Here is a 23956-nt window from a genome sequence, read left to right on the forward strand (position 1 = left end):
ACATGACAACATTACTCAATCCGTACTTTGGTGAATTTGGCGGTATGTATGTGCCACAGATTCTGATGCCTGCCCTGCGCCAGCTGGAAGAAGCTTTTGTCAGCGCACAAAAGGATCCTGAATTTCAGGCGCAGTTTACAGATCTGCTGAAAAACTATGCGGGTCGCCCAACCGCACTGACCAAGTGCCAGAACATTACTCAAGGCACCAACACGACGCTGTATCTCAAGCGTGAAGACTTACTGCACGGCGGTGCGCACAAAACCAACCAGGTGCTGGGTCAGGCGTTACTGGCGAAGCGTATGGGGAAAACGGAAATCATCGCCGAAACCGGCGCGGGTCAGCACGGCGTTGCATCTGCTCTCGCCAGCGCACTGCTGGGGTTGAAATGCCGTATTTATATGGGTGCGAAAGACGTTGAACGTCAGTCGCCTAACGTTTTCCGTATGCGTTTGATGGGCGCTGAAGTTATCCCCGTTCACAGCGGTTCCGCAACGCTGAAAGATGCCTGTAACGAAGCGCTTCGCGACTGGTCTGGCAGCTACGATACCGCGCACTACATGCTCGGTACGGCGGCTGGTCCGCACCCCTTCCCGACCATTGTGCGTGAGTTCCAGCGCATGATCGGTGAAGAAACCAAGGCGCAGATTCTGGAAAAAGAAGGTCGTCTGCCGGACGCCGTTATCGCCTGCGTAGGCGGCGGTTCTAACGCCATCGGGATGTTCGCCGATTTTATTAATGAAACCAGCGTAGGTCTGATTGGCGTAGAGCCAGGCGGTCACGGGATTGAGTCTGGAGAACACGGCGCACCGTTGAAGCATGGTCGTGTCGGGATTTACTTCGGCATGAAGTCCCCAATGATGCAGACTGAAGAAGGACAGATTGAAGAGTCTTACTCTATTTCTGCAGGGCTGGATTTCCCATCGGTCGGGCCACAGCATGCATACCTGAACAGCATTGGTCGCGCCGATTATGTTTCAATCACCGATGATGAAGCACTGGAAGCCTTCAAAACGCTGTGTCTGCACGAGGGAATTATTCCGGCACTGGAGTCCTCCCATGCCCTGGCGCACGCGTTGAAAATGATGCGTGAGAATCCAGAAAAAGAGCAGTTGCTGGTGGTTAATCTCTCCGGTCGCGGCGACAAAGACATTTTCACCGTACACGATATTTTGAAAGCGCGAGGGGAAATCTGATGGAACGTTACGAAAACCTGTTTGCACAGCTGAAGGACCGCAAAGAAGGCGCTTTTGTCCCCTTCGTAACCCTGGGCGATCCGTCTGTTGAGCAGTCACTGAAAATCATTGATACGCTGATTGAAGCCGGTGCCGACGCGCTTGAGCTCGGCATTCCGTTCTCCGATCCGCTGGCAGATGGCCCAACTATTCAGGAAGCCACCCTGCGTGCGTTTGCCGCCGGCGTTACACCGTCGCAATGCTTTGAAATGCTGGCGCTGATTCGCCAGAAGCATCCGACGATTCCCATTGGGTTGCTGATGTATGCCAACCTGGTCTTCAGCAAGGGCATTGACGAGTTTTACGCCCAGTGCGAAAAAGTGGGTGTGGATTCTGTGTTAGTGGCCGATGTTCCCGTTGAAGAGTCTGCACCATTCAGAACTGCAGCGCTCCGTCACAATATTGCACCAATTTTCATCTGCCCGCCGAACGCTGATGAAGAACTGCTACGCCAGATTGCCTCTTATGGTCGTGGCTACACTTATCTGCTTTCACGTGCAGGCGTGACCGGTGCCGAAAATCGTGCGGCATTACCGCTGCATCATCTGGTTGAAAAGCTGAAACAATATGATGCTCCACCTTCTTTACAGGGCTTTGGTATTTCTGCGCCTGAACAGGTAGCCGGTGCTATTGAAGCCGGTGCTTCCGGTGCAATTTCCGGCTCGGCAATTGTGAAAATCATTGAGAAAAATGTTGCGGCACCGGAACAGATGCTGGCTGAGCTGAAAGCGTTTGTCAGCGCGATGAAAGCCGCCACCCACCAATAAGCTAAATCAACCGCCAGAAATTTCTGGCGGTTTTATCCTTCTTTCGTGTGCTTCATTCTATACATAGCGCTATCCGCATTCTGAATGGCCACATCAAGTTCACCATTCACCTCTGCAATCCCCCACGATACTGACAATGGCACGGTATGGCCATCCACCACAAACACATGGCTGGTCACCTGCCCACTAATACGTTGCGCGATTGCTATAGCGTCAGTTGCCTGCGATCGAAACAGCAGGATCATAAATTCATCCCCGCCGGTACGAATCACAATATCGTGACTGGTGCGGGTGTTTGACAGCATTCTGTTGGCGATAATTTGCAGCGCACGATCGCCTGCCGCGTGGCCCCAGGTGTCATTGACGGCCTTGAACTTATTACAGTCAAGTAGCACCACCGAGCAGTGTGATAAATCCCGACGCTTGATGATGTCGAGAATTCGGCGGTTAAAACAGCCGGTCAGAGTATCGATATAAACTTTTAGGTCGCTTTCGTTTAGCCATGACTTTAACGAGAAGCTAATGATGATGAAAAAGAACGGCGCCAGCAGGATAACAATCCCGGCATGTGCGTCGCGCGCCATAAAACGGCCTAATGAAAGCGAATAGTGCAGCGCATATTTCTCCGAAAAATTGCGCACCATAAAGCGGGATTGACCGGTACATTTACCGGATAAACAGAGACTCTCATGGTTTGTTAAATTCACCAACTCCACATTCAGCTCCGGTGGAATTTGGTTGTCAAATGCCTGGGCTAACGCTTCCTGCAATTCGGGCTTTGAATGGTCATAGACCAGATAGGCTACGATTTGGTCTGATATCTCTTTGCCAGACAGATCGTAGATATAACTCACCACGCTATAAGCTTTTTCACCGGTAATTTTATCGGTATAAAAATTCGTCGAACTAAGGGCTTTGTTTTTGACGTTTTTTTGCAGTAATCGAGTATAGAAATCGACCGGAGGATAGAAAAAGTTGGTGATATCCCGTGCCATTTCAGAATTAGAGAAACTGAAATTGCGCGAATCGGAAGCCATAAACCAGTAAAAATAATCTGAGTTTTTGGCGATAATATAACGATGTGCATCAAAACTGCCCGGGTTTAGCTCATTGACCATACCACGAATAAATTCAGCCGCTGTATACATACACAGCGCATTGTGGCTGGTTTGCTGGGCAACCATTGTCCCGGTCGCTGAATGCAGCCGCTTTGGGTCGGCGTTAATTCCCCATTCCTGATCATTCCGAGGAACAAATCGAGACATATCGCCACATTGCTCGCCATTTTTGATGTGGTGATAGCGCTCACCAATCGCATCAGCGATCAGCTCATTATCGTTAAAAATGTCCATCATGCGCGCTTGCAGGCGGTTGACACCTTCGCTGGCAGCGGCCATTCGCTGTTCATAAATAATAAACAGAAACAACGACGTAAATACCAACGTAATGAGCCCTGATACCAGCAGTGCCTGCCTGTTTCTGAGCTTATCCTGCACAATCTTCACGAGTCCACCCTGATAGTTAACAGTATTGCCAAATCGGTTACCCGTTTATGTTGTTGCATAACAGCGTTGTACGTTGATAGAGAATGTTCGCCACCCCGAAGCAGGTAAGTTGATGCAGCCCGCAGTCGCGCGCTTAGGTTACAGTTTTATACAACAAAAGCACATATTTGTTAACATACTCGCAAACTAATCATCACCTTCAATAGGATACCCTGCCCGTCGAATGGCCTCGCGGCAGTCGTTTACGCCTGCGGCATAGCCCGCCTCAATCTCACAAACCGGACTGGCGCTGCAATAAGGTAGTGTAACCGGAGTCGCAATAAGTTTCTCCAGCGCCTCAATTTTATCCATGCAAAGCAATAACTCACGAGCAGCACTCACGGCAAACGCTGCCGTTTGATCTTCGGAGAACGGTTCCAGAAGTGTGATTTTTTGCTGTAGCAGATGACGGGTCAACATCATCAGCAATACCCTCAAAGTTGTTTTGCTTAAAGAGTAGCACTACATCAAAGGGAGAAAGGTAGGATGGGATTGTTTAAACGATGGGTCGAGGTAAGGATATTGTCTGAAAACGGTAACAGACAGCTCCGTGCGAATCTCTGGCGAAGATCAGAAAATTTAGTTGATGACGATGGAAAATATCCGAGTTTGTAATAATGGTGCACTCATTTTTTCCATACTGTCTGAGACTGTCAATCATTGGACTATTCTGAGCAAGAAGCGGACCACATAATCTGATGTAAAGCTTCACTGATAATGTCGGGACAGTGATGAGTGAGAAACTCACGTTGTGCTTACACCAGGATTATCTGGAATGATGGAGTTAACATCTCAATTGTTCATAGCGGCGCTGAGTGGATGCAGGATATCGCGGGGCATATTGGACGTATAACGTTTATCGCGTACCTAAGAAGTTAAGACCAGAGGTTTTAATTATTACATTTTTTAAGATAGTGGTTTTTATCTGTTTTTTAGAATTGCCATACCTGGCCAGACATTCTTATCCATAACAACTTTATGAGTTAAAAAAATCTGCCATATTGACAGATTCTTTTAATCTATCATTAGAGATTTGCAACGTTATGATATACTTTTTGAACATCATCGTCATCTTCAAGGGCATCAACAAGCCCTGCGAAGACTTCTAAATCTTCTGGTGAAAGTTCAATTTCTGATTGAGCAATCATCTCTAATTCTGTGGTAGAGAATTCAGTAATCCCTGCGGCTTTTAAAGCTGCAATGCCTTTGTGAAGATCTGTAGATTCTGTATAAATAACGATGTTTCCTTCTTCTTCGGTTACATCACGAACATCTACTTCAGCATTAAGCAAAATTTCAAAAATGTGGTCAGGGTCTGTCCCTTCAAAAACAATCACTCCGGTATTGTCAAACATATAGCTGACAGAACCAGCCGCTCCGATATTCCCGCCTTTTTTATTAAAAATTGAGCGGACATTAGCAATCGTACGGTTAACATTTGAAGTCAATGTTTCAGCGATAATCAGTGAGCCACTGGGACCAAAGCCTTCATAACGCCCTTGCACGAACGTTTCATCACTGCCGCCTTTGGCTTTATCAATGGCTTTATCAATAACGTGTTTTGGAACCTGCGCTTGTTTAGCACGTTCAATAACGAATTTTAAAGATGTATTTAATTCTGGGTCTGGTTCGCCTTGTTTAGCAGCAGCATAAATTTCGACACCGAATTTTGCATATACATTAGACGTTGCACCGTCTTTAGCTGTTTTTTTAGCAACAATATTTGCCCACTTACGTCCCACTGGAATGATCTCCTCAAAAATTCATTTACATAGCCGACAGGTAAATAACCTAGCATTACATTATATCATGACGTATAAATCCTCGTCTATTAAAAATAAAAATATTCGAATTTTACGATATGTTACTTTAAATTTATCAATAGTTAACATTATTGATAAATTATCCTCTGGTTCTTTTTTGTTCTTAATAAATGGTCCGCAGCAATAATGCATAAGAAAAGAGAAACAAAAGTAATATTCCAGACAAACACTTCTACTATTAAAGTTGCTACTGCACTGCTTATAGCGAGGTATCGACACACAAATTTTGTCAGGCCAGATGAGCAAAATAATGGCCGATCAAGACAACGATACGCGAGGAAAAGAATGGAAAAAAACTGGCCATTTGACGACCAGTTTTGCAGAAGTGTTTTACAGTAAATATCAGAAACGATAACCCGCAGAGAACATAAACACCCACGGATCGAGGCGTACACTGTCTCGCTGCTGGACGCCACCCATTTTATAGCTTGCGGTGGTATCGATATCCATGTACCAGACCGACATGTTAATCAGCCAGTCGCGGTTAATCAGATAGTCCATACCGACTTGCCCTGCTGCACCCCAGGAATCTTTCAGGCTCAGGTCCGATAACCCCGTTTTTTTGCCGTTATCGTTAAAGCCTTCATCGAAGAAGGTCGTGTAGTTCACCCCAACACCTACGTACGGACGCAGTTTACTGCTGGAGTCACCGAAGTACCACTGCGCCATTAACGTCGGCGGTAAATGATGTACGGTGGCAATATCACCCGTTGCAGCAGTGCCGATTTTATGGCGGAACGGCGTAGCTGCCAGTAATTCAACACCGATATTGTCGGTTGCCATGTAGGTAAATGTCAGACCCAACTGCGTGTTATTGCTGACATCAAAGCCACCTAAGCTGCCCAGCGTACCACCTGCACCTTCCGTCGGCCTGACGGTGGCTGAACCTGCACGAATAAAGAATTCTCCAGCTTCATGCGCAAATGCGTTACCAGAGAGAAGAGTTGTTAAAGCCAATGCTGCAACTGTTAATTTTTTCATGTCCGCTCCATCGTTATGGTTATAAAAGCGGAACGAATATACCCACATTGGAGTAATAAGTGATCTAACATGGATCACATTGACTTTGATAATTTAACATTTATTGATCCAGATTAAGTTAGAACTTGCATTCAAAATCTAGGTTAAATTAATTCAGATCAATTTTGATATATTTTCAATGTGCAAGTACCTCCAGCACATTGCTGATGGGTGATGGATATCTGCGCGTGATGTGCAGATAACAAACAGCGTTCATGCACGACGCTGAAGTCGTAGCCAAAAATTACTGCAGCTTTACAAAGATATGCTTTTCCATACATCGCGCGATGCTGCCACTGTAGAGTTATCCAGGGTACAATTGCCCGCAAATGAACACCTGCAAAACTCAAGGAGAGTGCATGTCTATCACGGCGAAATCCGTTTACCGTGACACGGGAAACTTTTTCCGTAATCAATTCATTACCATCTTGCTGGTATCGTTGTTGTGCGCGTTTATCACAGTGGTGTTAGGGCATGCCTTTTCCCCCACTGACGCACAAATTGCGCAACTCAGTGAAGGCGATCAGTTAACCAGCAGCGTGGGGCTGTTCGATCTGGTGCAAAACATGACCCCGGAGCAACAGCAAATTTTGCTACGCGCTTCCGCGGCGTCGACGTTTTCCGGTCTGATTGGTAATGCCATCCTCGCCGGGGGCGTCATCCTGATGATTCAGCTGATTTCAGCAGGTCATCGCGTCAGCGCATTACGTGCTATCGGCGCCAGTGCGCCAGTGTTACCGAAGCTGTTTATTCTGATTTTTTTGACTACTCTGCTAGTGCAAATCGGTATTATGCTGGTTGTTGTTCCCGGTATTCTGCTGGCGATCCTGCTGGCACTCGCACCGGTGATGTTGGTACAGGACAAAATGGGTGTCTTTGCCGCGATGCGCAACAGTATGCGTTTGGCGTGGTCGAATATGCGACTAGTTGCGCCGGCAGTGATCGGTTGGTTGCTGGCAAAAACGTTGCTGTTGCTTTTTGCGCCAAGTTTTGCAGTACTTACGCCGAATGTAGGCGCGGTATTGGCGAATACGCTGAGCAATATGATCTCCGCCGTGTTGCTGATCTATTTGTTCCGCCTGTACATGCTGATTCGCCAATAAACCCTGAACGCATTCCGGGCTTGTACCCGGTGCTTTTGATTACGGAATCGAAGAATGAAGCAGTTTCTTGATTTTTTACCGCTGGTTGTCTTTTTTGCTTTTTATAAGCTTTACGACATCTATGCGGCGACCTCGGCGCTGATTGTCGCGACGGCTGTGGTGTTGATTTACAGCTGGGTTCGCTATCGCAAGGTCGAGAAGATGGCGTTAATCACCTTTGTCCTGGTGGCCGTATTTGGTGGTTTGACTATTTTTTTCCACAACGATGAATTCATTAAGTGGAAAGTAACGGTGATTTACGGGCTGTTTGCTGGTGCTCTGCTGGTTAGCCAGTGGGTGATGAAAAAGCCGCTGATTCAACGCATGTTAGGTAAAGAGCTGACCCTGCCGCAGCCGGTGTGGTCGAAACTTAATCTAGCCTGGGCCGTCTTTTTCATCCTGTGTGGCCTGGCGAATATCTATATTGCATTTTGGCTACCGCAGAACATTTGGGTCAACTTCAAAGTGTTCGGCCTGACCGCCCTGACTTTATTCTTTACGCTGCTGAGTGGAGTCTATATTTACCGTCATCTGCCGCAAGAAGATAAATCGTAATACATGCTCGCCAGATCTGCGGATCTGGCGAATTTTTATCCCCTCGCGTTCCATTGTGCTGACAACCTGACTTACATCTGCTCTGCACGCCGCATCCCCTCTGTTCTCAACGCACAAATTCTAGTAGCATCGCGCCTGTAATCATTCTCTATAGTCGGTTCTACAATGACAACAACGAATAACACTCCCCAGGGTGAACTGGTTTTACGTACTCTGGCCATGCCTGCAGATACCAACGCGAACGGTGATATTTTTGGCGGTTGGCTGATGTCGCAAATGGATATAGGTGGCGCGATTCAGGCCAAAGAGATCGCACATGGTCGTGTGGTAACGGTGCGGGTTGAAGGAATGAGCTTTTTGCGCCCGGTCGCCGTAGGTGATGTAGTGTGTTGCTATGCGCGCTGTGTGAAACGCGGGACAACCTCAATCAGCATCAATATTGAAGTTTGGGTGAAGAAAGTCGCTTCTGAACCAATTGGGCAGCGCTATAAGGCCACCGAAGCTCTGTTTATCTACGTTGCCGTTGATAAAGACGGGAAACCGCGTCCAATTCCCACTTTGGCCTGATAGCACACGCCAGTAATGCTATCCGGCAATCATCACTCTTGATCATTGCCGGACGGCCTGATGCTTACTCGATCTGCGTAGTGCCGTTTAATTTGAAAACAATATTCACCACGAGTCCGGAACCGGGTTTACCTGCCTCATAACGCCACCTACGCATCGCGTTTTTCACTTCACGTTCAAACATATTGGCAGGCTGTGCAGACAGGATCTCCACATTTTCAACCCGACCATCCGGCGTTACGTTAAATTTGACCTTTACCCGGCCTTCAATGCGCAGCGCCTGAGCTCGCGCCGGATACTGAGGCTGATTACGGCTTAAAGCGCGTGGACCCGATGGCGCACTGACCACCGGTTTGCTGGTAGTTGCCGGCGCGGTATTGGTCATTGTGCGCGTAGGTGCCGTATTTTCCACTGGGGAGGCCGGGCGCGGTTCTGCTGGTTTAACATCGCGTTTCGGTTGCTCTTCCACCTTTTTCACCGGTTTTGGCTTCGGTTTAGGCTTGGGCTTCGGTTTTTCAATCACCACCGGCGCCTCTTTTGGTGGCTCTGGAATCGGTTCAGGTTCCGGTTCAGGCTCGACAACGGGTTCCGGCGGCGGCTGAACGGCCTGAGGCGGTTCGAGATCGGCAGGCGCGACCATCGTGACAGAGATCGGCTGCGCTGGCGCAGGTAGTTCAATAACCTGATGTACCGAGGTATACAGCAAACCAGCCACTACGGCACCATGAATGCCGACAGACAGTAACGTTGGCCAGGGAAAGCGACGAGGTAAATCAAGGGTCATTGAAGTCATAATCGTTTCAGTAAAAAAACCAGACCCTGATTTTAAATGCAAATAGCAATCATATTCAATAAGCCCGTGATGCTAACTGACATTTAAAACGCGATTTTATGATAAAAAACCACTTTCAGAGTATGGCCTTAACATATCAGTTATCTTTCCGTTGCAGTTGTTAGGCCTTTCCAATAACGTTATTAACGACTTTTACCGTTCAAGGAGCTCTACCCGTGCTGTATGTTATTTACGCTCAAGATATCGCAGACTCTCTCGAAAAACGTCTTTCCGTGCGCCCTGCTCATCTGGCTCGCCTGCAACTCCTTCATGACGAAGGTCGTTTGCTCACGGCAGGCCCCATGCCAGCGGTCGATAGTAACGATCCCGGTGCGGCGGGTTTTACCGGCTCGACGGTGATTGCCGAATTTGAATCTTTGGAGGCGGCACAGGCGTGGGCAGATGCCGATCCGTATGTTGCGGCGGGCGTTTATGCGCAGGTTTCAGTAAAACCTTACAAGAAAGTATTTTGACAAAACAAAAAGCCATTTTCATTTATAAAAATACTGAACAGTAAGCAAAATACATAGCCATTGAGGGCGCATTTAGGTGCACATTAGTCTAAACGCCCTCACTTCTCGTATCTATGCATTAATTCAGCATATCAAAGCAATGATAAGTACCCTTATAAAAGGTAGCTACGACCGTTTATTAGCGTGTCATTGATTGTTTCTTACTCAACCTCAGTGTATTTTATTATCTGTCGAGATTAATTTGTCACAATGCAGACAGGCTGCGTTGTCACGATATACGGGATTTTAGTCAATTATGGCTTTTGATTCGTTCCGTCCCGCCTCTCCCTCTCCTAAAACATTCCGCCATGATATCAATGGACTGCGAGCATGGGCTGTATTAGCGGTCGTATTTTATCACTTTGGCGTACCCGGATTTAGCGGTGGCTTTATCGGCGTTGATGTTTTTTTTGTTATATCAGGTTTCCTGATGACCGCCATCATCGTGAACGGCCTTGAACGTGGCAATTTTTCATTATGGAGTTTCTATCTGGCACGTGCCAGACGAATTATTCCTGCCTTAATTGCATTTTGCAGCACGTTACTTTTCTTGGGTTGGTTTTGGTTGCCCACCGCTGATTATCATGTGCTGGCAATCAATGCGATCACAGCGCTTACTTTTGTTTCCAATCTCAAGTTTTGGCGTGAAGCGGGTTATTTCGATATCACTTCCAGAGAAAACTGGTTGCTGCACACATGGTCTCTTTCGGTGGAGTGGCAATTTTACATTTTGTTGCCTGTTGGCTGCATTTTACTCTGGCGCTGGTTTGGCCGGCAGGGTGTTAAGTTTGCACTTATCGCCGCAGGCGTACTGTCATTAGCTCTATCAATTTACGTGAGCCCTCGACTCCCAGGTAGTGCGTTTTATCTACTCCCCACCCGCATTTGGGAATTATTAGCTGGAGGAGGTGTATGGTGGCTAACTCGTCGGCATTCTATGTCGCAACGCCCAGCCCGGATACTAGAGTTGGTGGGTTTTATTTTAATTGCCCTGTCAGTCACACTCCTGGATGCGACACGACCATGGCCGGGAAGTTATGCCGTGGTCCCTGTGCTGGGGACCGTGCTGGTTCTTGCGGCTAATCGCCAGCGATCATTTTTTACATCTACGGCAATTTTTCGCCAGATAGGTGCCAGTTCTTATTCAATTTATCTGTGGCACTGGCCGCTTGCGGTGCTGCTTAGTTATGCCGACAAACATCACAATCCCTGGTGGATTGCTACTGGCATTGTAATGAGTGTGCTATTGGGAAAGATCTCTTTATTGCTCGTAGAGATTCCGACACGCAAACAGCTTGCGCTAACCCCTGCACGCAAACAGAGCTGGGTACTATTACTGTTAATTTTGAGCACTGGTGGAATGGCCGCAGGGGCTCGTTATCAGCAAGTCGATGGCAGAATTAACCCGGCAATTGAATTAGCGATGATCCCGAAACTTGATTACGCAGTCCGATTTGAAAAATGTCTGCTCGCGCCGGGTAAAGGAAGCGAGTCTCCTATGTGCAGATATGGCAAAGGAGAGTTAACGGCCATTGTCCTGGGAGACAGTCATGCAAGCATGCTGGTTTCAGCTGTCGCAGAGGCTGCACCCGGTGCGGTTGTTGAGATGACCTATGCGAGCTGTCCGACAGTGTTAGGCATGAAACGAAGAGAAGATATTAATGATGACTGTAAACTATTTAATGATCGAGCTATTAATTTACTAAATAATGAATATAAAAATAAACTCGTCTTTATCGCCAACAGAAGTAGCCTCGCTATCCTGGGACAAAATGAAAAGGACGATTTTTTTAATATTCCTATGGGATTTTTTGATACACCGAATGAACACCCCAATCAGAATTTAACACAGCAGTTTAGCCAGCAACTCGTAAAAACTCTGTGTTCCATAGAGAATAGTCAGAGGGTATTTCTGGTCCGCCCTATTCCTGAAATGGCAGTCGATGTGCCTAATACAATGGCTAGGGCACTGATGTTTGGTAAGTCAGACAGTACAGTATCTATTTCTCTCGATGAATATTACCAGCGACAAACAGCCATTTGGGCAGCACAAGATGAGGCGGCCCTGCGCTGCGGCGTCAATATTCTCAATCCGTTACCCTATCTTTGCAAGGATGGGCGGTGTTGGGGAGATGCTGGTGGACGTCCACTTTACTCAGACAGTAACCACCTAAGTGCATTTGGCAGTACGCTTTTACTCCCCATGTTTCAACGCGCATTTAAACAAGCAGAACATACCGAGGCAACTAACGCCCTGCAACTTTGATGCTTGACCAGAAATATGGGAATCATATCCATTCGGATACTAATATTCACTCAAGTAAAAAAGCCGCAGATAGCGGCTTTGGTTGTTACTTTTTCTCGTCAGTGTAGCGACGAGCGTTGTCAAAAAGATTTGTACACATAATGGCTTCCCTCAAAAGACAATAAAATAACAGAATAGGATAACGGGTAATACCTGACCACACTATTATGAACCATTAGCCCCAGAAAGTAGAATCATCGCATTGATAATAAAAAGAAAAGTATAATCAGCGAGAAATTTACGCTGCCGTTTTTTCAACAGTTCTTTCTTGAAACAACGGTGCTTTATTCATTACGTCTGGGATGCACCCGGTTTTAACAATCACACCAGGATTACCAACAACGACAGAAAAAGGCGGGATACTTTCGGTCACAAACGCCCCGGCAGCAATTTTACTCCCTTGCCCAATGATAACCCCGCCGACGATGACAGCATTTGGACCAATCCAAACTTCATCTTCAATAATGGGATAACCCGTGATGCGGGTTCCTGCTCCCTGAATAGTATCTCGCTGACCGATAGTTACACCATGAAATAAGGTAACGTTCTTTCCAATTCTTGCACTCGGCGATATCACTATCCCCCAGCCATGAGTGATAGCCAACCCGGCACCAACCTGTGTGCTCGATGGAAAATCCATCGAGCCCATGTGAGCAGCACACCGATGCAAGATCTTAAATGGATAGAGCATGATACGCAGCGGTGTGCGCGAAACCGCACAGTATTGGCATAAACGCATCATCACAATGATACGGAATGTTCTGCTAATTACTGTACCAATTATTAGTTTACTCCATGAGAAATAACCAAATTCACGGTGGGTATCGGCTTTAATTTTGTCGAATGCCATCATACTGTCTCGTTGTTTAATCGTTAAAATGTATCAGTTCTCACTGAAATAAAAACATATTTTCTTGTCACCAGCATTCTTCTTTTCGAGTAGATACGGCACCTGAAAGATGACAATAATATAAATAATGAAATGGTTATCTCTTACCTGGACCAAAAACAATAATGACGGCAGGAAAGTATTTAAGAATCAATACGGGAAAACAGACATTGGGCACCGCCAGCGGTGCCCTTTTGGGATCAGATGCTGTGGATCGCAAACAACAACGAGTTACGCTGGTGGTTGAGAACGCATTTCCTGATGGTATGGATACGCATATTACGACGCGATTGTCCTTCAAGCCAACGTGCTTTACGGCGGCTAGCCTGACGCAGCATCCGCCAGCGTCCCACTTCCGTTCTACTACGCTTCATGTTAACTACTCTTCCAGTCACTGAGCGGCCATTATAACGCCAGACCGAATGCAGACCAGTGGTTTTCCCGTGTTTTTATTTGCCAGATTAATCCTGATGCGTAAACTCTTAACAATACGCTTTCAAAAGGATTTTTAAATTTATGACAACCTTCTACACCGTGGTGAGTTGGCTGGTCATTCTGGGTTACTGGGTACTCATTGCTGGCGTAACGTTACGCATTCTGATGAAGCGACGCGCAGTGCCCTCCGCAATGGCCTGGCTGTTGATCATCTACATTCTGCCATTGGTAGGAATTATTGCTTATCTGTCCTTTGGTGAACTTCACCTGGGCAAGCGACGTGCCGAACGCGCCCGGGCGATGTGGCCTTCAACCGCCAAATGGCTGAACGACCTCAAGGCCTGCAAGCATATTTTTGCCCAGGAAAACAGCAGCGTCGCCTCTTCGTTATTTAAACTGTGCGAGCGTCGTCAGGGTATAGCTGGCGTAAAGGGAAACCAGCTGCAGTTGCTCACCAGTTCAGATGACGTGATGCAGGCGCTGATCCGTGATATTCAGTTGGCGCGCCACAACATCGAAATGGTGTTCTACATATGGCAGCCAGGCGGTATGGCCGATCAGGTAGCCGAGTCGTTAATGGCTGCCGCGAGGCGTGGCATTCACTGTCGCCTGATGTTGGACTCCGCCGGCAGCGTGGCGTTTTTCCGCAGCCCTTGGGCGGCGATGATGCGTAACGCAGGTATCGAGGTTGTAGAAGCGCTGAAGGTGAACCTGATGCGTGTATTTTTACGCCGTATGGACCTGCGTCAGCACCGCAAAATGATCATGATCGATAACTACATTGCTTATACCGGCAGCATGAACATGGTCGACCCGCGTTTCTTCAAACAAGATGCGGGCGTCGGGCAATGGGTTGATTTAATGGCGAGAATGGAAGGTCCTGTCGCCACTGCTATGGGCATTGTCTATTCCTGCGACTGGGAAATTGAGACCGGAAAGCGCATTTTGCCTCCGCCACCGGACGTCAATATCATGCCGTTTGAGCAGGCCAGCGGCCACACCATTCACACTATCGCCTCGGGTCCTGGTTTCCCTGAAGATTTGATTCATCAGGCGCTGCTAACCGCTGCTTATTCAGCGCGTGAATATTTAATTATGACCACCCCCTACTTCGTCCCCAGCGACGATCTGTTGCACGCGATCTGCACGGCAGCGCAGCGTGGGGTTGACGTCAGTATCATTCTTCCACGTAAAAATGACTCCCTGCTGGTTGGCTGGGCAAGCCGGGCCTTTTTCACCGAGCTGCTGGCGGCTGGCGTTAAAATTTATCAGTTCGAAGGTGGCTTGCTGCACACCAAGAGCGTACTGGTCGATGGCGAGCTGAGCCTGGTCGGTACGGTTAACCTGGATATGCGCAGTCTGTGGCTCAATTTTGAAATCACGCTGGTCATTGATGATGCCGGATTCGGTGGCGATCTCGCGGCAGTGCAGGATGATTATATTTCGCGTTCCCGCCTGCTTGATGCCCGTTTGTGGGTAAAACGACCACTCTGGCAGCGGATAGCAGAGCGACTGTTTTACTTCTTTAGTCCGTTGCTGTAAAACGTGCCCATCAGACAGTAAACAGGTAGTCATTATGGATATGGATTTGAACAATCGCCTGACCGAAGACGAAACGCTTGAGCAGGCTTACGACATTTTTCTCGAACTGGCTGCGGACAATCTGGATCCAGCCGACATCATTCTGTTCAATTTGCAGTTTGAAGAGCGTGGCGGTGCCGAGTTGTTCGATCCGGCAGAAGACTGGCAGGAGCATGTTGATTTTGACCTGAACCCTGACTTCTTTGCCGAGGTGGTGATTGGTCTGGCAGATACAGAAGACGGCGAGATTAACGATATTTTCGCGCGCGTTTTATTATGTCGCGAAAAAGATCATAAGCTCTGCCATATTCTCTGGCGCGAATAATCAAACAAAAAAGCTGCTCTCGCAGCTTTTTTCATTTTTAACCCGGCAGTTTACTTCCACAGCGGTTACAAAATTGCGCACTATGTTCGTGCTGCGCCTGCTGGCACTGCGGACATTTTCGTTGGTGCCCGCGCTGCTGGAACGCACTGCTCATGTGCGTGGTAATCAATCCCGTCGGTATTGCAATCACCGAGTAACCAATCAGGATAAGCACAGACGCCACCATGCGCCCCAACGGTGTGTGCGGCGTGATATCACCATAGCCGACGGTGGTTACAGTAACAATCGCCCAATACACCGACGCATTCAGCGTAGTAAACCCATATTTTGGCCCTTCAATCAGATACATCATCGCGCCAAAAACCACCATCAGGATGGCGATAAAGGAATAGAACAGCATCAGCTGATGTCGGGCGCTTTTTAACGCATTCCAGAACACCCGTAGAGAAGGCATAAAGCGCAGCAGCTTGAGAATACGCAGGACGCGCAGGACACGCATCGCTCGCCAGGCGAAAACATAGCTCAGACTGATTTCCGGCCATAGCCACATCACATACAGCGGCAGAATGGTGGCAAGGTCAATTATCCCCCAGAAGCTGAACACATATTTAGCAGGGTTAGCCCAGCAACATAAGCGCAGAAGATATTCGAGGGTGAAGACCAGAGTAATAAAGATCTCCAGCCAGACAAAAACGCGCCATTCCTCAAAGGTTAAATGGTATTGCGTCCCTACTCCGGACTCAATGAAGATAACGATAACGCTGAGCAAGGCAAATAGCGCACACATACCTTCAAAGCGACGCCCTGAACGGGTGTTTAAATCAAATAATTTGCGATAGAGCGCACGGCGGACAGAAGAGACTAAACCTGGCACAGATACCTCACCAAAAAAAGGGCTGACCTTTGTCAGCCCTCAGGATTATAGCGGGTCTACTTTCAGGCAGGAAACTGCATGTCGGAAACTTCCTTCCAGAACCGGGCGCGTTTTTGCGCATTCCGGTCCAGCAATCGGACAGCGCGTACGGAACACGCAACCGGAAGGAGGATTAATCGGGGACGGTAATTCGCCTTCCAACAACTGGATAACCTTGTTCCTTTCCTGATCCGGATCGGGGATCGGCACCGCAGACATCAGCGCTTTGGTATAAGGATGCAGCGGGTTATGGTACACCTCGTCATAAGTCCCTAATTCCACCGCATGTCCGAGATACATAACCAGCACACGGTCGGAGATGTGTTTAACCACCGCGAGGTCGTGAGCAATGAAGATTAACGATAATCCCATTTCGCGCTGAAGCTGTTGCAGCAGATTAACCACCTGGGCCTGGATTGATACATCCAGCGCCGAAACCGGTTCATCGCAGATAATCAACTTTGGTTCAAGGATCAGCGCGCGGGCAATACCGATACGCTGACACTGGCCACCGGAAAACTCATGTGGGTAGCGGTTAATCAGGTTGGGCAGTAATCCAACCTTCATCATCATCGCCTTCACACGGTCGCGGACTTCCTGACCAGGAAGATTCGGATGATAAGTTCGCAGCGGTTCGGCAATGATTTCACCAATGGTCATGCGCGGGTTTAACGATGCCAGAGGATCCTGGAAAATCATCTGGATATCGCTGCGCACTTCCCGCCACTCATCGGGTTTCATACCCAGTAAATCTTTACCCAGCCAGGCAACCTTTCCATCGGTGGCCTTCACCAGGCCGATAATCGCACGGGCAAAGGTCGATTTCCCGCAGCCTGATTCACCGACCACGCCCAGGGTTTCGCCCTCATACAGTCGCAGGGTTACGCCATCAACCGCCTTCAGGGTTTTAGACGGTTGCCAGAACCACTGTTTGCCATCTTTAATATCGAAATGGACTTTAAGGTCGGCAATCTCAAGGAGCACTTTACGTTGTTCGGTCACCGTATTCATACCAGTTCCTCCACCGGCTTAAAGCAGGCACGCAGACGGCCTGGGCTAAATTCCTCCAGTGGCGGAGCACTGCTACAGATTTCCATCGCATGCGGGCAACGCGGCTGGAATGGACAACCTTTTGGTAGACGCAGTAGGTTCGGTGGGTTGCCAGGGATAGTGAGCATCTCTTCCCCTTCGGCATCCAGACGAGGTACGGCATTTAGCAAACCAATCGAATACGGATGAACGGGTTTATAAAAGACATCCCGTGCACTGCCGTATTCCATAGTACGTCCGGCATACATCACCAGGACTTTATCGCAAATACCGGCAACAACCCCCAGATCGTGGGTGATCATGATAATCGCGGTGTTGAATTCACTTTTCAGTTCATTCAGCAGCGTCATAATTTGCGCCTGTACCGTCACATCGAGCGCAGTGGTTGGTTCATCGGCAATCAGTAATTTGGGCCTGCACAGCAGCGCCATGGCGATCATTACGCGCTGACGCATACCACCGGAGAATTCATGAGGATACATTTTCATACGCTTACGCGCTTCCGGCATCTTCACCGCATCCAGCATTCTGACCGACTCTTCAAAAGCTTCCGCTTTGCTCATGCCTTTATGCAGCATCAGAACTTCCATCAACTGCTCCCCGACCCGCATGTACGGATTGAGAGACGTCATCGGGTCCTGGAAAATCATCGAGATTTGCTCGGCGCGCAGTTTGTTCAGTTCACGTTCCGGTAAATTCAGAATTTCACGCCCGTTGAACGTTGCGGAGCCCCCGATACGACCATTCGCCGCCAGCAGCCCCATCAGGGCAAAGGCCGTCTGCGATTTACCCGAACCGGATTCCCCGACAATACCCAGCGTTTCTCCGGCTCGCAGAGAAAAGTTTAAATCGTTGACCGCAGTTACATCGCCGTCGGGGGTAGCAAACGTCACGCGCAGATCTTTTACGTTCAGCAGTGCGTTAGCCTGTTGTTGCGCGAGCGGCGCGGTTGAGGTTTCAATTACGCTCATGGCTGCACTCCTTAACGGTCTTTCGGGTCGAGGGCATCACGCAGGCCATCGCCAATAAAGTTAAAACAGAACAAAGTGACCACCAGGAAACCAGCCGGGAACAGCAGCAGCCATGGTGAGACTTCCATAGAGTTGGCACCATCACTGAGCAGCGCGCCCCAGCTACTTAACGGCTCCTGCGTACCTAGTCCCAAAAAGCTCAGGAAGGATTCAAACAGGATCATGCTCGGCACCAGCAATGAAGCGTAAACCACCACCACACCCAGCACGTTCGGCACAATATGGCGGATAACGATACGCACGGTAGACACCCCACCCACTTGCGCCGCTTCAATAAACTCTTTGCGCTTGAGACTCAGCGTTTGCCCACGCACGATACGCGCCATATCCAGCCAGGAGACCATCCCGATAGCGACAAAAATCAGCAGGATATTTTGCCCAAAGAAGGTGACCAGCAGGATCACGAAGAACATGAACGGGAAGGAGTTGAGGATTTCCAGCAGACGCATCATTACCGAGTCAATTTTTCCGCCGAGGTAGCCCGACAGAGAACCGTACAGCGTACCAACAACTACCGCGACCAGCGCCGCCGCAATACCGACCATCAGCGAAATGCGCCCGCCAATTGCCACGCGCACCAACAGGTCGCGTCCCGACGAGTCAGTACCGAAATAGTGGCCTGATTCCGTATCCGGCGCACTGGACATCATGCCCCAGTCAGTATCGAAGTAGGTAAACTGCGACAGCATCGGTGCCAGCGTCACGAACAGCGCAATAATTACCAGCACCACCAGGCTTGCTACCGCCGCGCGGTTATGCATAAAGCGTCGACGCGCGTCCTGCCACAGGCTGCGGCCTTCGACCTCCAGCTTTTCACTGAAATTCTCCAGCGCCTCGCTGTTTTTCTTACTTAACATCATAGCGAGCTCCAGTATCAGTAACGAATTTTCGGGTCGATAACGGCATACAGCACATCGACAATCGCGTTAAACACGATGGTCAGCGTACCCACCAGTATGGTCAGACTAAGAACCAGCGAATAATCGCGGTTTAACGCCCCATTGACGAACAACTGGCCAATACCCGGCAAACCATAAATGGTTTCAATAACCATCGAACCGGTGATAATGCCGACAAATGCCGGTCCCATATAGGACAACACTGGCAACAGCGCTGGTTTTAACGCATGACGGAAAATAATCCGCCGCATCGGCAGCCCTTTAGCGCGTGCGGTACGAATAAAGTTAGAGTGCAGTACTTCAATCATCGAACCGCGAGTAATACGGGCGATACTGGCGATGTAGGCCAGTGACAAGGCTACCATCGGCAGGATCATAAATTTCAGCGCCCCGCCGTTCCAGCCCCCGCCGGGTAGCCATTTCAAGGTTATGGCAAATATCATGACCAATAAGGGAGCGACCACGAAACTGGGGATAACCACCCCGGTCATTGCCACCCCCATCACCGTATAGTCCCAACGTGTATTTTGCTTCAGCGCGGCTATCACTCCGGCGCTAACACCGACGAGCACCGCCAGAATAAAGGCTGCCGCACCCAGCTTCGCAGAAACCGGGAAGCTCGAGGCAACGAGGTCGTTAACCGTGTAGTCTTTATATTTAAAGGATGGTCCAAAATCGCCGTGCGCCAGCTGTTTCAGATAGCTGAAGTACTGCGTCGAGATGGGATCGTTGAGATGATATTTCGCTTCAATATTCGCCAGCACTTCTGGCGGCAATGCGCGTTCCCCGGTGAATGGGCTACCCGGCGCAAGGCGCATCATAAAGAATGAAATCGTAATAAGAATAAACAGCGTCGGAATCGCTTCCAGACAGCGACGTAATATAAATTTTAACATTGCCCGTACCTTCTGGCGTGTGCCTTTATACCCGTCATACTTCAAGCTGCAAGTGCGTTGGCTTTGCTCGCTCACGCCAGTCACTTACTTAAGTAAGCTCCTGGCGATTCGCTGCGTTGCCGCCTTCCTGCAACGTGAATTATTTAGGGTATACCTCTCTTTGTCTAAAGAGGTATATATAGTTCGAAGAAAAAGACACTGTGGGGCAATATGATTGCCCCACGTCTTGCCATTAATGCTTGATAATATACAAGTCTTTAACGTGGATATTATCCATCGGGTCTTTACCGGAGTATCCGCCAACCCATGGTTTCACCAGGCGGGCGTTAACATAGTAATAAACCGGTACAATCGCAGAATCTTTATCCAGCTGCTGTTCCGCTTTCGAATACAGTTCGCTGCGCTGCGCTTCATCCGTCACTTTCAGCGTATCCGCAATCAGCTTATCAAATGCCGGGCTCTTATAGTGGACGGTATTATTGGAGCTGTCGGACAGCACCATATTCAGGAAGGACGTCGGTTCGTTATAGTCCGCACACCAGCCCGCACGTGAAACATCATAGTTGCCCTGATGGCGCGTATCGAGGAACGTTTTCCATTCCTGGTTTTCCAGCTTCACATTAGCACCCAGATTTTTCTTCCAGATAGATGCCGCGGCAATAGCCAGCTTCTTATGCAGGTCTGAGGTGTTATACAGCAGATCAAAGGTCAGCGGTTTCTCAGCGGTATATCCGGCCTCAGCCAGCAGTTTCTTCGCTTCTTCATTACGTTTTTCCTGAGACCACTTGAACCACTCTGGCTCAACCAGTTTCGCACCATCGGTGTATGGAGGAGTAAAGCTATATGCTGGCAGGTCACCCTGGTTTTTCACTTTATTGACGATAATGTCACGATCCAACGCCAGCTTCAGGGCGGTACGAACACGAACATCGTTGAACGGTGCTTTCTGGTTGTTGATTTCGTAATAATAGGTGCACAGATACGGGTCAACGTGGACTTCGTTCGGGATCTCTTTTTTCAGTTTCTGGAATAACTCAATCGGCATGTTGTTATAGGTCATGTCGATTTCACCGCTGCGATAGCGGTTTACGTCAGTCACTTCAGAAGAAATAGGCAGGTAGGTTACCTGGTTAATAACCGTTTTGGCGTTGTCCCAATAGTTGGTATTACGCTCAAGCACAATGCGCTCGTTCACAACCCAGTCTTTCAGTTTATACGCACCGTTAGTAACGATGTTAGCGGGCTGGGTCCACTTCTCGCCGAATTTTTCAACAGCCGCTCTGGGAACCGGTGAAACGGAAGAGTGCACAAGCAGTTTGTAGAAATAAGGAACTGGTTCGCTGAGGGTAACTTCAAAAGTATGATCGTCGAGAGCTTTTACGCCCAGATCGGTGACCGGTTTTTTACCGGCGATAATATCATCAATGTTGACAATATGACCGTACTGCAAATAACTGGCATACGGTGATGCAGTATTTGGATTAGCCAAACGTTGCCAGCTATACACGAAATCTTGCGCAGTAACAGGCGTGCCGTCAGACCACTTAGCATCTTTACGCAGATGGAATGTCCAGACTTTAAAATCTTTATTTTCCCATTTTTCAGCCACGCCAGGCGATGGTTTGCCATCGACATCACTGATTAATAAACCTTCAAACAGGTCACGGTTAATGTTGGATTCAGGTACACCTTCGATTTTATGGGGATCGAGTGATTGCACTTCCGAACCGTTATTACGCACCAGAGTCTGCTTTTCAGCAAGCTGCACACCCGCTGGCACTACTGCCGCCGTGGCAACATTTCCTGTGACTAGCGCAGTTAAGATCCCCGCAGCTACTAAACTTTTTTTAGTGATGTTAGTCATTGTGTTGTACTCCCTCATTATTATGGCTGGTTTTTTAACCAGACTGTTAATCCTGTTAGGATCCCTGTACGGCACCGGAGATTTTCTGCCGTCAGGTGGTTTATTGTTTTACTGCTTGCTATCACCGACTTTATTTATTCTGGCGATTCGTATGATCGCCTTGCGTCGATTCTCTACGTGCCTCCCCTGCCGGAAACACGCTATTACCCTGTTGAGAGAAACTAACTGCAAATGATTCTCATCAACGTGAATTCTTCTGCATAATACTTGGCCGGAAAGTATCAAATGCGTTTCTTAACCGCCAATACATTTTACAAATTTGTTAACCAATTCTCTTTTATTGGAAATAAATCTCACTTAAAAAGTCTTACGAATGAAGATTTATTATGGGAAGTTCACAAAAATCAATGCATTATGTCGACCATGGTGTTAACCATCCTTTCCTAAGTCAACGCCATGTCAAAATGCACATAAATTTAACAATTGGTTATTAATTAGCACATTCATCTGAAATAAAGGCTGAAATAACTAATAACATTTCGATAATCCTTCAGCAAGCCCCAGAGTATGATGTTAATAAAATAACAGCAGTATCGGTCTTCGCCGGGCGTACTGGGACGTGTTATATCTTTAGAATCAATGGCTAACAGGAGAGTTAATCATCAGCATTTTTTATTATTGCTCTGCTGATTTTCAACTTTAGTGAGAAGTTTTACTGATAATGAAAGGAAACGGAGCCGGACACGACTCCGTTTGCACAGAAGAGAGGTTTCAGGCCAGCAAACCAGGGAAAATGGATTTGATGCCTGTAACGATAAATTCGATACCCAAAGCCATTAACAGCAGCCCCATAATACGCGTAATGACGTTGATACCGGTTTGGCCCAACAGGCGCACTAACCATGGTGCCATGCGGAACAGCCCCCAGCAGCACAGGGCAAACAACGCAATCGCTACAAAAAAGCCAAACAGGTTAATCGCACTATGATATCGCGTACCCCAAACAATAGTTGAGCTTATCGCCCCCGGCCCCGCCATCAACGGCAATGCCAACGGCACAACGCCGATACTTTCACGGATTGCGGTTTCTGATTTTTCCTGTTTGTTTTGTTTATCTTCCCCTAGTTTTCCGCTAATCATTGACATCGCGATAGTCACAACCAGAATGCCGCCAGCGATCCTGAACGAGTCAATTGAGATGCCGAAGAGTTGCAGAATACCATCACCAAGAAACAGCGAAGTCCACAGGATGATTGCGACTGATAGGTTTGCCGTGAGGTTGGTTTTGTTTCGTGCTGCGGCAGTTTGATAGCTGGTCATACTGATAAAGACGGGGATGATCCCTACCGGGTTGACCAACGCAAATAACCCAATGAAAAATTTAAAATAGACAGGAAAATCAAATAGCGTTTGGATCACGGTTAGCTCCGAAGCGTTAGCCGGATAAAATGAGTCATAAAAATTGATAAAATCCGCGCTGAAGATACGCCTTTTGTCAGCATACTTCACCTTCTATCTTCGTATATCAATGTAAATACGCTACCAATACTCAGTGTTATTAATATGTATTAAATATGCTAATGTTATTAGCATTCATTACGTCAATTTATTAACACTTAACGAGAAACGCTAAAAGGGCCTGCTGAAAGGTGTCAGCTTTGCGAATTTTTGATCCAGATCACGCAATTACTACTCAGAAGTGAGTAATCTTTCTTACGCCACCTGGAGGTAACGCGTTAGAGTTAACTGGCGCTAGCGTATAAGCTCTTTT

23 protein-coding genes and 1 pseudogene are annotated in these 23956 nt (G+C 48.0%); 10 read left to right on the forward strand and 14 right to left on the reverse strand.

Annotated elements, in window-relative coordinates; translation table 11 throughout:
• Positions 1-2: 2 nt before the first annotated feature.
• Both trpB and trpA read left to right on the forward strand, forming a co-directional pair.
• Positions 3-1196 carry a tryptophan synthase subunit beta gene (gene trpB / locus OGY10_RS12895; protein ID WP_003020645.1) on the forward strand — a complete coding sequence of 398 codons (1194 nt, stop codon included), beginning with the start codon at positions 3-5 and terminating at the stop codon, positions 1194-1196.
• Entirely contained in the window at positions 1196-2002 is an 807-nt protein-coding gene (gene trpA / locus OGY10_RS12900; RefSeq protein ID WP_032943613.1) for a tryptophan synthase subunit alpha, read from the forward strand. The genes trpB and trpA overlap by 1 nt, the downstream gene beginning before the upstream one ends.
• Positions 2003-2034: 32 nt before the next feature.
• On the opposite strand, the gene OGY10_RS12905 is transcribed toward trpA, so the two are convergent.
• The 4 genes from OGY10_RS12905 to ompW form a co-directional block, all read right to left on the reverse strand.
• Complete coding sequence (locus tag OGY10_RS12905) at positions 2035-3507, reverse strand: GGDEF domain-containing protein (protein WP_079935304.1); 1473 nt, start codon at positions 3505-3507, stop codon at positions 2035-2037.
• 186 nt (positions 3508-3693) lie between these two features.
• Positions 3694-3969: a hypothetical protein gene (locus OGY10_RS12910; RefSeq protein WP_032943616.1), complete on the reverse strand. Its 276-nt coding sequence runs from the start codon at positions 3967-3969 to the stop codon at positions 3694-3696.
• 602 nt (positions 3970-4571) lie between these two features.
• Positions 4572-5288: a YebC/PmpR family DNA-binding transcriptional regulator gene (locus OGY10_RS12915; RefSeq protein ID WP_003020658.1), complete on the reverse strand. Its 717-nt coding sequence runs from the start codon at positions 5286-5288 to the stop codon at positions 4572-4574.
• 423 nt (positions 5289-5711) lie between these two features.
• Positions 5712-6350, reverse strand: coding sequence for an outer membrane protein OmpW (gene ompW, locus OGY10_RS12920; RefSeq protein WP_071446265.1), 639 nt, complete (start codon positions 6348-6350; stop codon positions 5712-5714).
• Between the two features lie 292 nt (positions 6351-6642).
• Here ompW and OGY10_RS12925 point away from each other — a divergent pair.
• From OGY10_RS12925 to yciA, 4 genes and pseudogenes are all read left to right on the forward strand, one after another.
• Positions 6643-6720, forward strand: a pseudogene (locus OGY10_RS12925) (YkgJ family cysteine cluster protein); the annotation flags it as partial.
• 28 nt (positions 6721-6748) lie between these two features.
• A complete protein-coding gene (locus tag OGY10_RS12930; protein WP_003020663.1) occupies positions 6749-7492 on the forward strand; it encodes a YciC family protein in 744 nt (247 codons plus the stop codon).
• A 54-nt stretch (positions 7493-7546) separates the two neighbouring features.
• On the forward strand, positions 7547-8086 hold the full coding sequence (locus OGY10_RS12935) for a septation protein A (RefSeq protein WP_003020667.1): 540 nt from the start codon (positions 7547-7549) through the stop codon (positions 8084-8086).
• 165 nt (positions 8087-8251) lie between these two features.
• Entirely contained in the window at positions 8252-8653 is a 402-nt protein-coding gene (gene yciA / locus OGY10_RS12940) for an acyl-CoA thioester hydrolase YciA (RefSeq protein WP_003020670.1), read from the forward strand.
• Between the two features lie 64 nt (positions 8654-8717).
• Here yciA and tonB read toward each other — a convergent pair whose 3' ends face one another.
• Positions 8718-9446: a TonB system transport protein TonB gene (tonB, locus tag OGY10_RS12945; RefSeq protein ID WP_170974248.1), complete on the reverse strand. Its 729-nt coding sequence runs from the start codon at positions 9444-9446 to the stop codon at positions 8718-8720.
• 215 nt (positions 9447-9661) lie between these two features.
• Here tonB and OGY10_RS12950 point away from each other — a divergent pair, with 215 nt between their 5' ends.
• Positions 9662-9958 carry a YciI family protein gene (locus OGY10_RS12950; RefSeq protein WP_048211485.1) on the forward strand — a complete coding sequence of 99 codons (297 nt, stop codon included), beginning with the start codon at positions 9662-9664 and terminating at the stop codon, positions 9956-9958.
• A 295-nt stretch (positions 9959-10253) separates the two neighbouring features.
• Complete coding sequence (locus OGY10_RS12955) at positions 10254-12263, forward strand: acyltransferase family protein (RefSeq protein WP_286576864.1); 2010 nt, start codon at positions 10254-10256, stop codon at positions 12261-12263.
• Positions 12264-12540: 277 nt separating this feature from the next.
• On the opposite strand, the gene OGY10_RS12960 is transcribed toward OGY10_RS12955, so the two are convergent.
• Positions 12541-13155 carry a serine acetyltransferase gene (locus OGY10_RS12960; protein ID WP_286576865.1) on the reverse strand — a complete coding sequence of 205 codons (615 nt, stop codon included), beginning with the start codon at positions 13153-13155 and terminating at the stop codon, positions 12541-12543.
• Positions 13156-13391: 236 nt separating this feature from the next.
• Positions 13392-13565, reverse strand: a complete 174-nt coding sequence (locus tag OGY10_RS12965; protein ID WP_122984013.1) for a YciY family protein — start codon at positions 13563-13565, stop codon at positions 13392-13394.
• A gap of 142 nt (positions 13566-13707) precedes the next feature.
• Here OGY10_RS12965 and cls point away from each other — a divergent pair, with 142 nt between their 5' ends.
• Positions 13708-15168: a cardiolipin synthase gene (gene cls / locus OGY10_RS12970; protein WP_003020687.1), complete on the forward strand. Its 1461-nt coding sequence runs from the start codon at positions 13708-13710 to the stop codon at positions 15166-15168.
• A gap of 34 nt (positions 15169-15202) precedes the next feature.
• A complete protein-coding gene (locus OGY10_RS12975; protein WP_003020691.1) occupies positions 15203-15532 on the forward strand; it encodes an HI1450 family dsDNA-mimic protein in 330 nt (109 codons plus the stop codon).
• Between the two features lie 37 nt (positions 15533-15569).
• Here OGY10_RS12975 and OGY10_RS12980 read toward each other — a convergent pair whose 3' ends face one another.
• The 7 genes from OGY10_RS12980 to ychE all read right to left on the reverse strand — a co-directional run bounded on the left by OGY10_RS12980 (position 15570) and on the right by ychE (position 23604).
• The gene (locus OGY10_RS12980; RefSeq protein WP_003833361.1) at positions 15570-16406 is read right to left on the reverse strand and encodes an ion transporter; all 837 of its coding nucleotides are present in this window, start codon (positions 16404-16406) and stop codon (positions 15570-15572) included.
• A gap of 45 nt (positions 16407-16451) precedes the next feature.
• Positions 16452-17456, reverse strand: a complete 1005-nt coding sequence (oppF, locus tag OGY10_RS12985) for a murein tripeptide/oligopeptide ABC transporter ATP-binding protein OppF (RefSeq protein ID WP_008784949.1) — start codon at positions 17454-17456, stop codon at positions 16452-16454.
• Entirely contained in the window at positions 17453-18466 is a 1014-nt protein-coding gene (gene oppD, locus OGY10_RS12990; protein ID WP_003833364.1) for a murein tripeptide/oligopeptide ABC transporter ATP-binding protein OppD, read from the reverse strand. Before oppD ends, oppF begins: the two co-directional genes overlap by 4 nt.
• 11 nt (positions 18467-18477) lie before the next feature.
• Positions 18478-19386, reverse strand: coding sequence for an oligopeptide ABC transporter permease OppC (oppC, locus tag OGY10_RS12995; RefSeq protein ID WP_003020701.1), 909 nt, complete (start codon positions 19384-19386; stop codon positions 18478-18480).
• Positions 19387-19400: 14 nt separating this feature from the next.
• A complete protein-coding gene (gene oppB / locus OGY10_RS13000) occupies positions 19401-20321 on the reverse strand; it encodes an oligopeptide ABC transporter permease OppB (RefSeq protein ID WP_003020708.1) in 921 nt (306 codons plus the stop codon).
• Between the two features lie 232 nt (positions 20322-20553).
• Complete coding sequence (oppA, locus tag OGY10_RS13005; protein ID WP_286576866.1) at positions 20554-22185, reverse strand: oligopeptide ABC transporter substrate-binding protein OppA; 1632 nt, start codon at positions 22183-22185, stop codon at positions 20554-20556.
• Positions 22186-22956: 771 nt separating this feature from the next.
• Positions 22957-23604, reverse strand: coding sequence for an NAAT family transporter YchE (ychE, locus tag OGY10_RS13010; RefSeq protein WP_003020714.1), 648 nt, complete (start codon positions 23602-23604; stop codon positions 22957-22959).
• Positions 23605-23956: the final 352 nt, after the last annotated feature.

It is taken from the genome of Citrobacter sp. Cpo148, assembly GCF_030332375.1.
Classification (GTDB): Bacteria; Pseudomonadota; Gammaproteobacteria; order Enterobacterales; family Enterobacteriaceae; genus Citrobacter; species Citrobacter portucalensis.

Bases quoted from the DNA above. Each gene is read 5' to 3' on its own strand.
- trpB (WP_003020645.1), top strand. From the start codon at position 3: ATGACAACATTACTCAATCCGTACTTTGGTGAATTTGGCGGTATGTAT.
- trpA (WP_032943613.1), top strand. From the start codon at position 1,196: ATGGAACGTTACGAAAACCTGTTTGCACAGCTGAAGGACCGCAAAGAA.
- OGY10_RS12910 (WP_032943616.1), bottom strand. From the start codon at position 3,969: ATGATGTTGACCCGTCATCTGCTACAGCAAAAAATCACACTTCTGGAA.
- ompW (WP_071446265.1), bottom strand. From the start codon at position 6,350: ATGAAAAAATTAACAGTTGCAGCATTGGCTTTAACAACTCTTCTCTCT.
- OGY10_RS12930 (WP_003020663.1), top strand. From the start codon at position 6,749: ATGTCTATCACGGCGAAATCCGTTTACCGTGACACGGGAAACTTTTTC.
- OGY10_RS12935 (WP_003020667.1), top strand. From the start codon at position 7,547: ATGAAGCAGTTTCTTGATTTTTTACCGCTGGTTGTCTTTTTTGCTTTT.
- yciA (WP_003020670.1), top strand. From the start codon at position 8,252: ATGACAACAACGAATAACACTCCCCAGGGTGAACTGGTTTTACGTACT.
- tonB (WP_170974248.1), bottom strand. From the start codon at position 9,446: ATGACTTCAATGACCCTTGATTTACCTCGTCGCTTTCCCTGGCCAACG.
- OGY10_RS12955 (WP_286576864.1), top strand. From the start codon at position 10,254: ATGGCTTTTGATTCGTTCCGTCCCGCCTCTCCCTCTCCTAAAACATTC.
- OGY10_RS12960 (WP_286576865.1), bottom strand. From the start codon at position 13,155: ATGATGGCATTCGACAAAATTAAAGCCGATACCCACCGTGAATTTGGT.
- OGY10_RS12965 (WP_122984013.1), bottom strand. From the start codon at position 13,565: ATGAAGCGTAGTAGAACGGAAGTGGGACGCTGGCGGATGCTGCGTCAG.
- cls (WP_003020687.1), top strand. From the start codon at position 13,708: ATGACAACCTTCTACACCGTGGTGAGTTGGCTGGTCATTCTGGGTTAC.
- OGY10_RS12975 (WP_003020691.1), top strand. From the start codon at position 15,203: ATGGATATGGATTTGAACAATCGCCTGACCGAAGACGAAACGCTTGAG.
- oppF (WP_008784949.1), bottom strand. From the start codon at position 17,456: ATGAATACGGTGACCGAACAACGTAAAGTGCTCCTTGAGATTGCCGAC.
- oppD (WP_003833364.1), bottom strand. From the start codon at position 18,466: ATGAGCGTAATTGAAACCTCAACCGCGCCGCTCGCGCAACAACAGGCT.
- oppC (WP_003020701.1), bottom strand. From the start codon at position 19,386: ATGATGTTAAGTAAGAAAAACAGCGAGGCGCTGGAGAATTTCAGTGAA.
- oppB (WP_003020708.1), bottom strand. From the start codon at position 20,321: ATGTTAAAATTTATATTACGTCGCTGTCTGGAAGCGATTCCGACGCTG.
- oppA (WP_286576866.1), bottom strand. From the start codon at position 22,185: ATGACTAACATCACTAAAAAAAGTTTAGTAGCTGCGGGGATCTTAACT.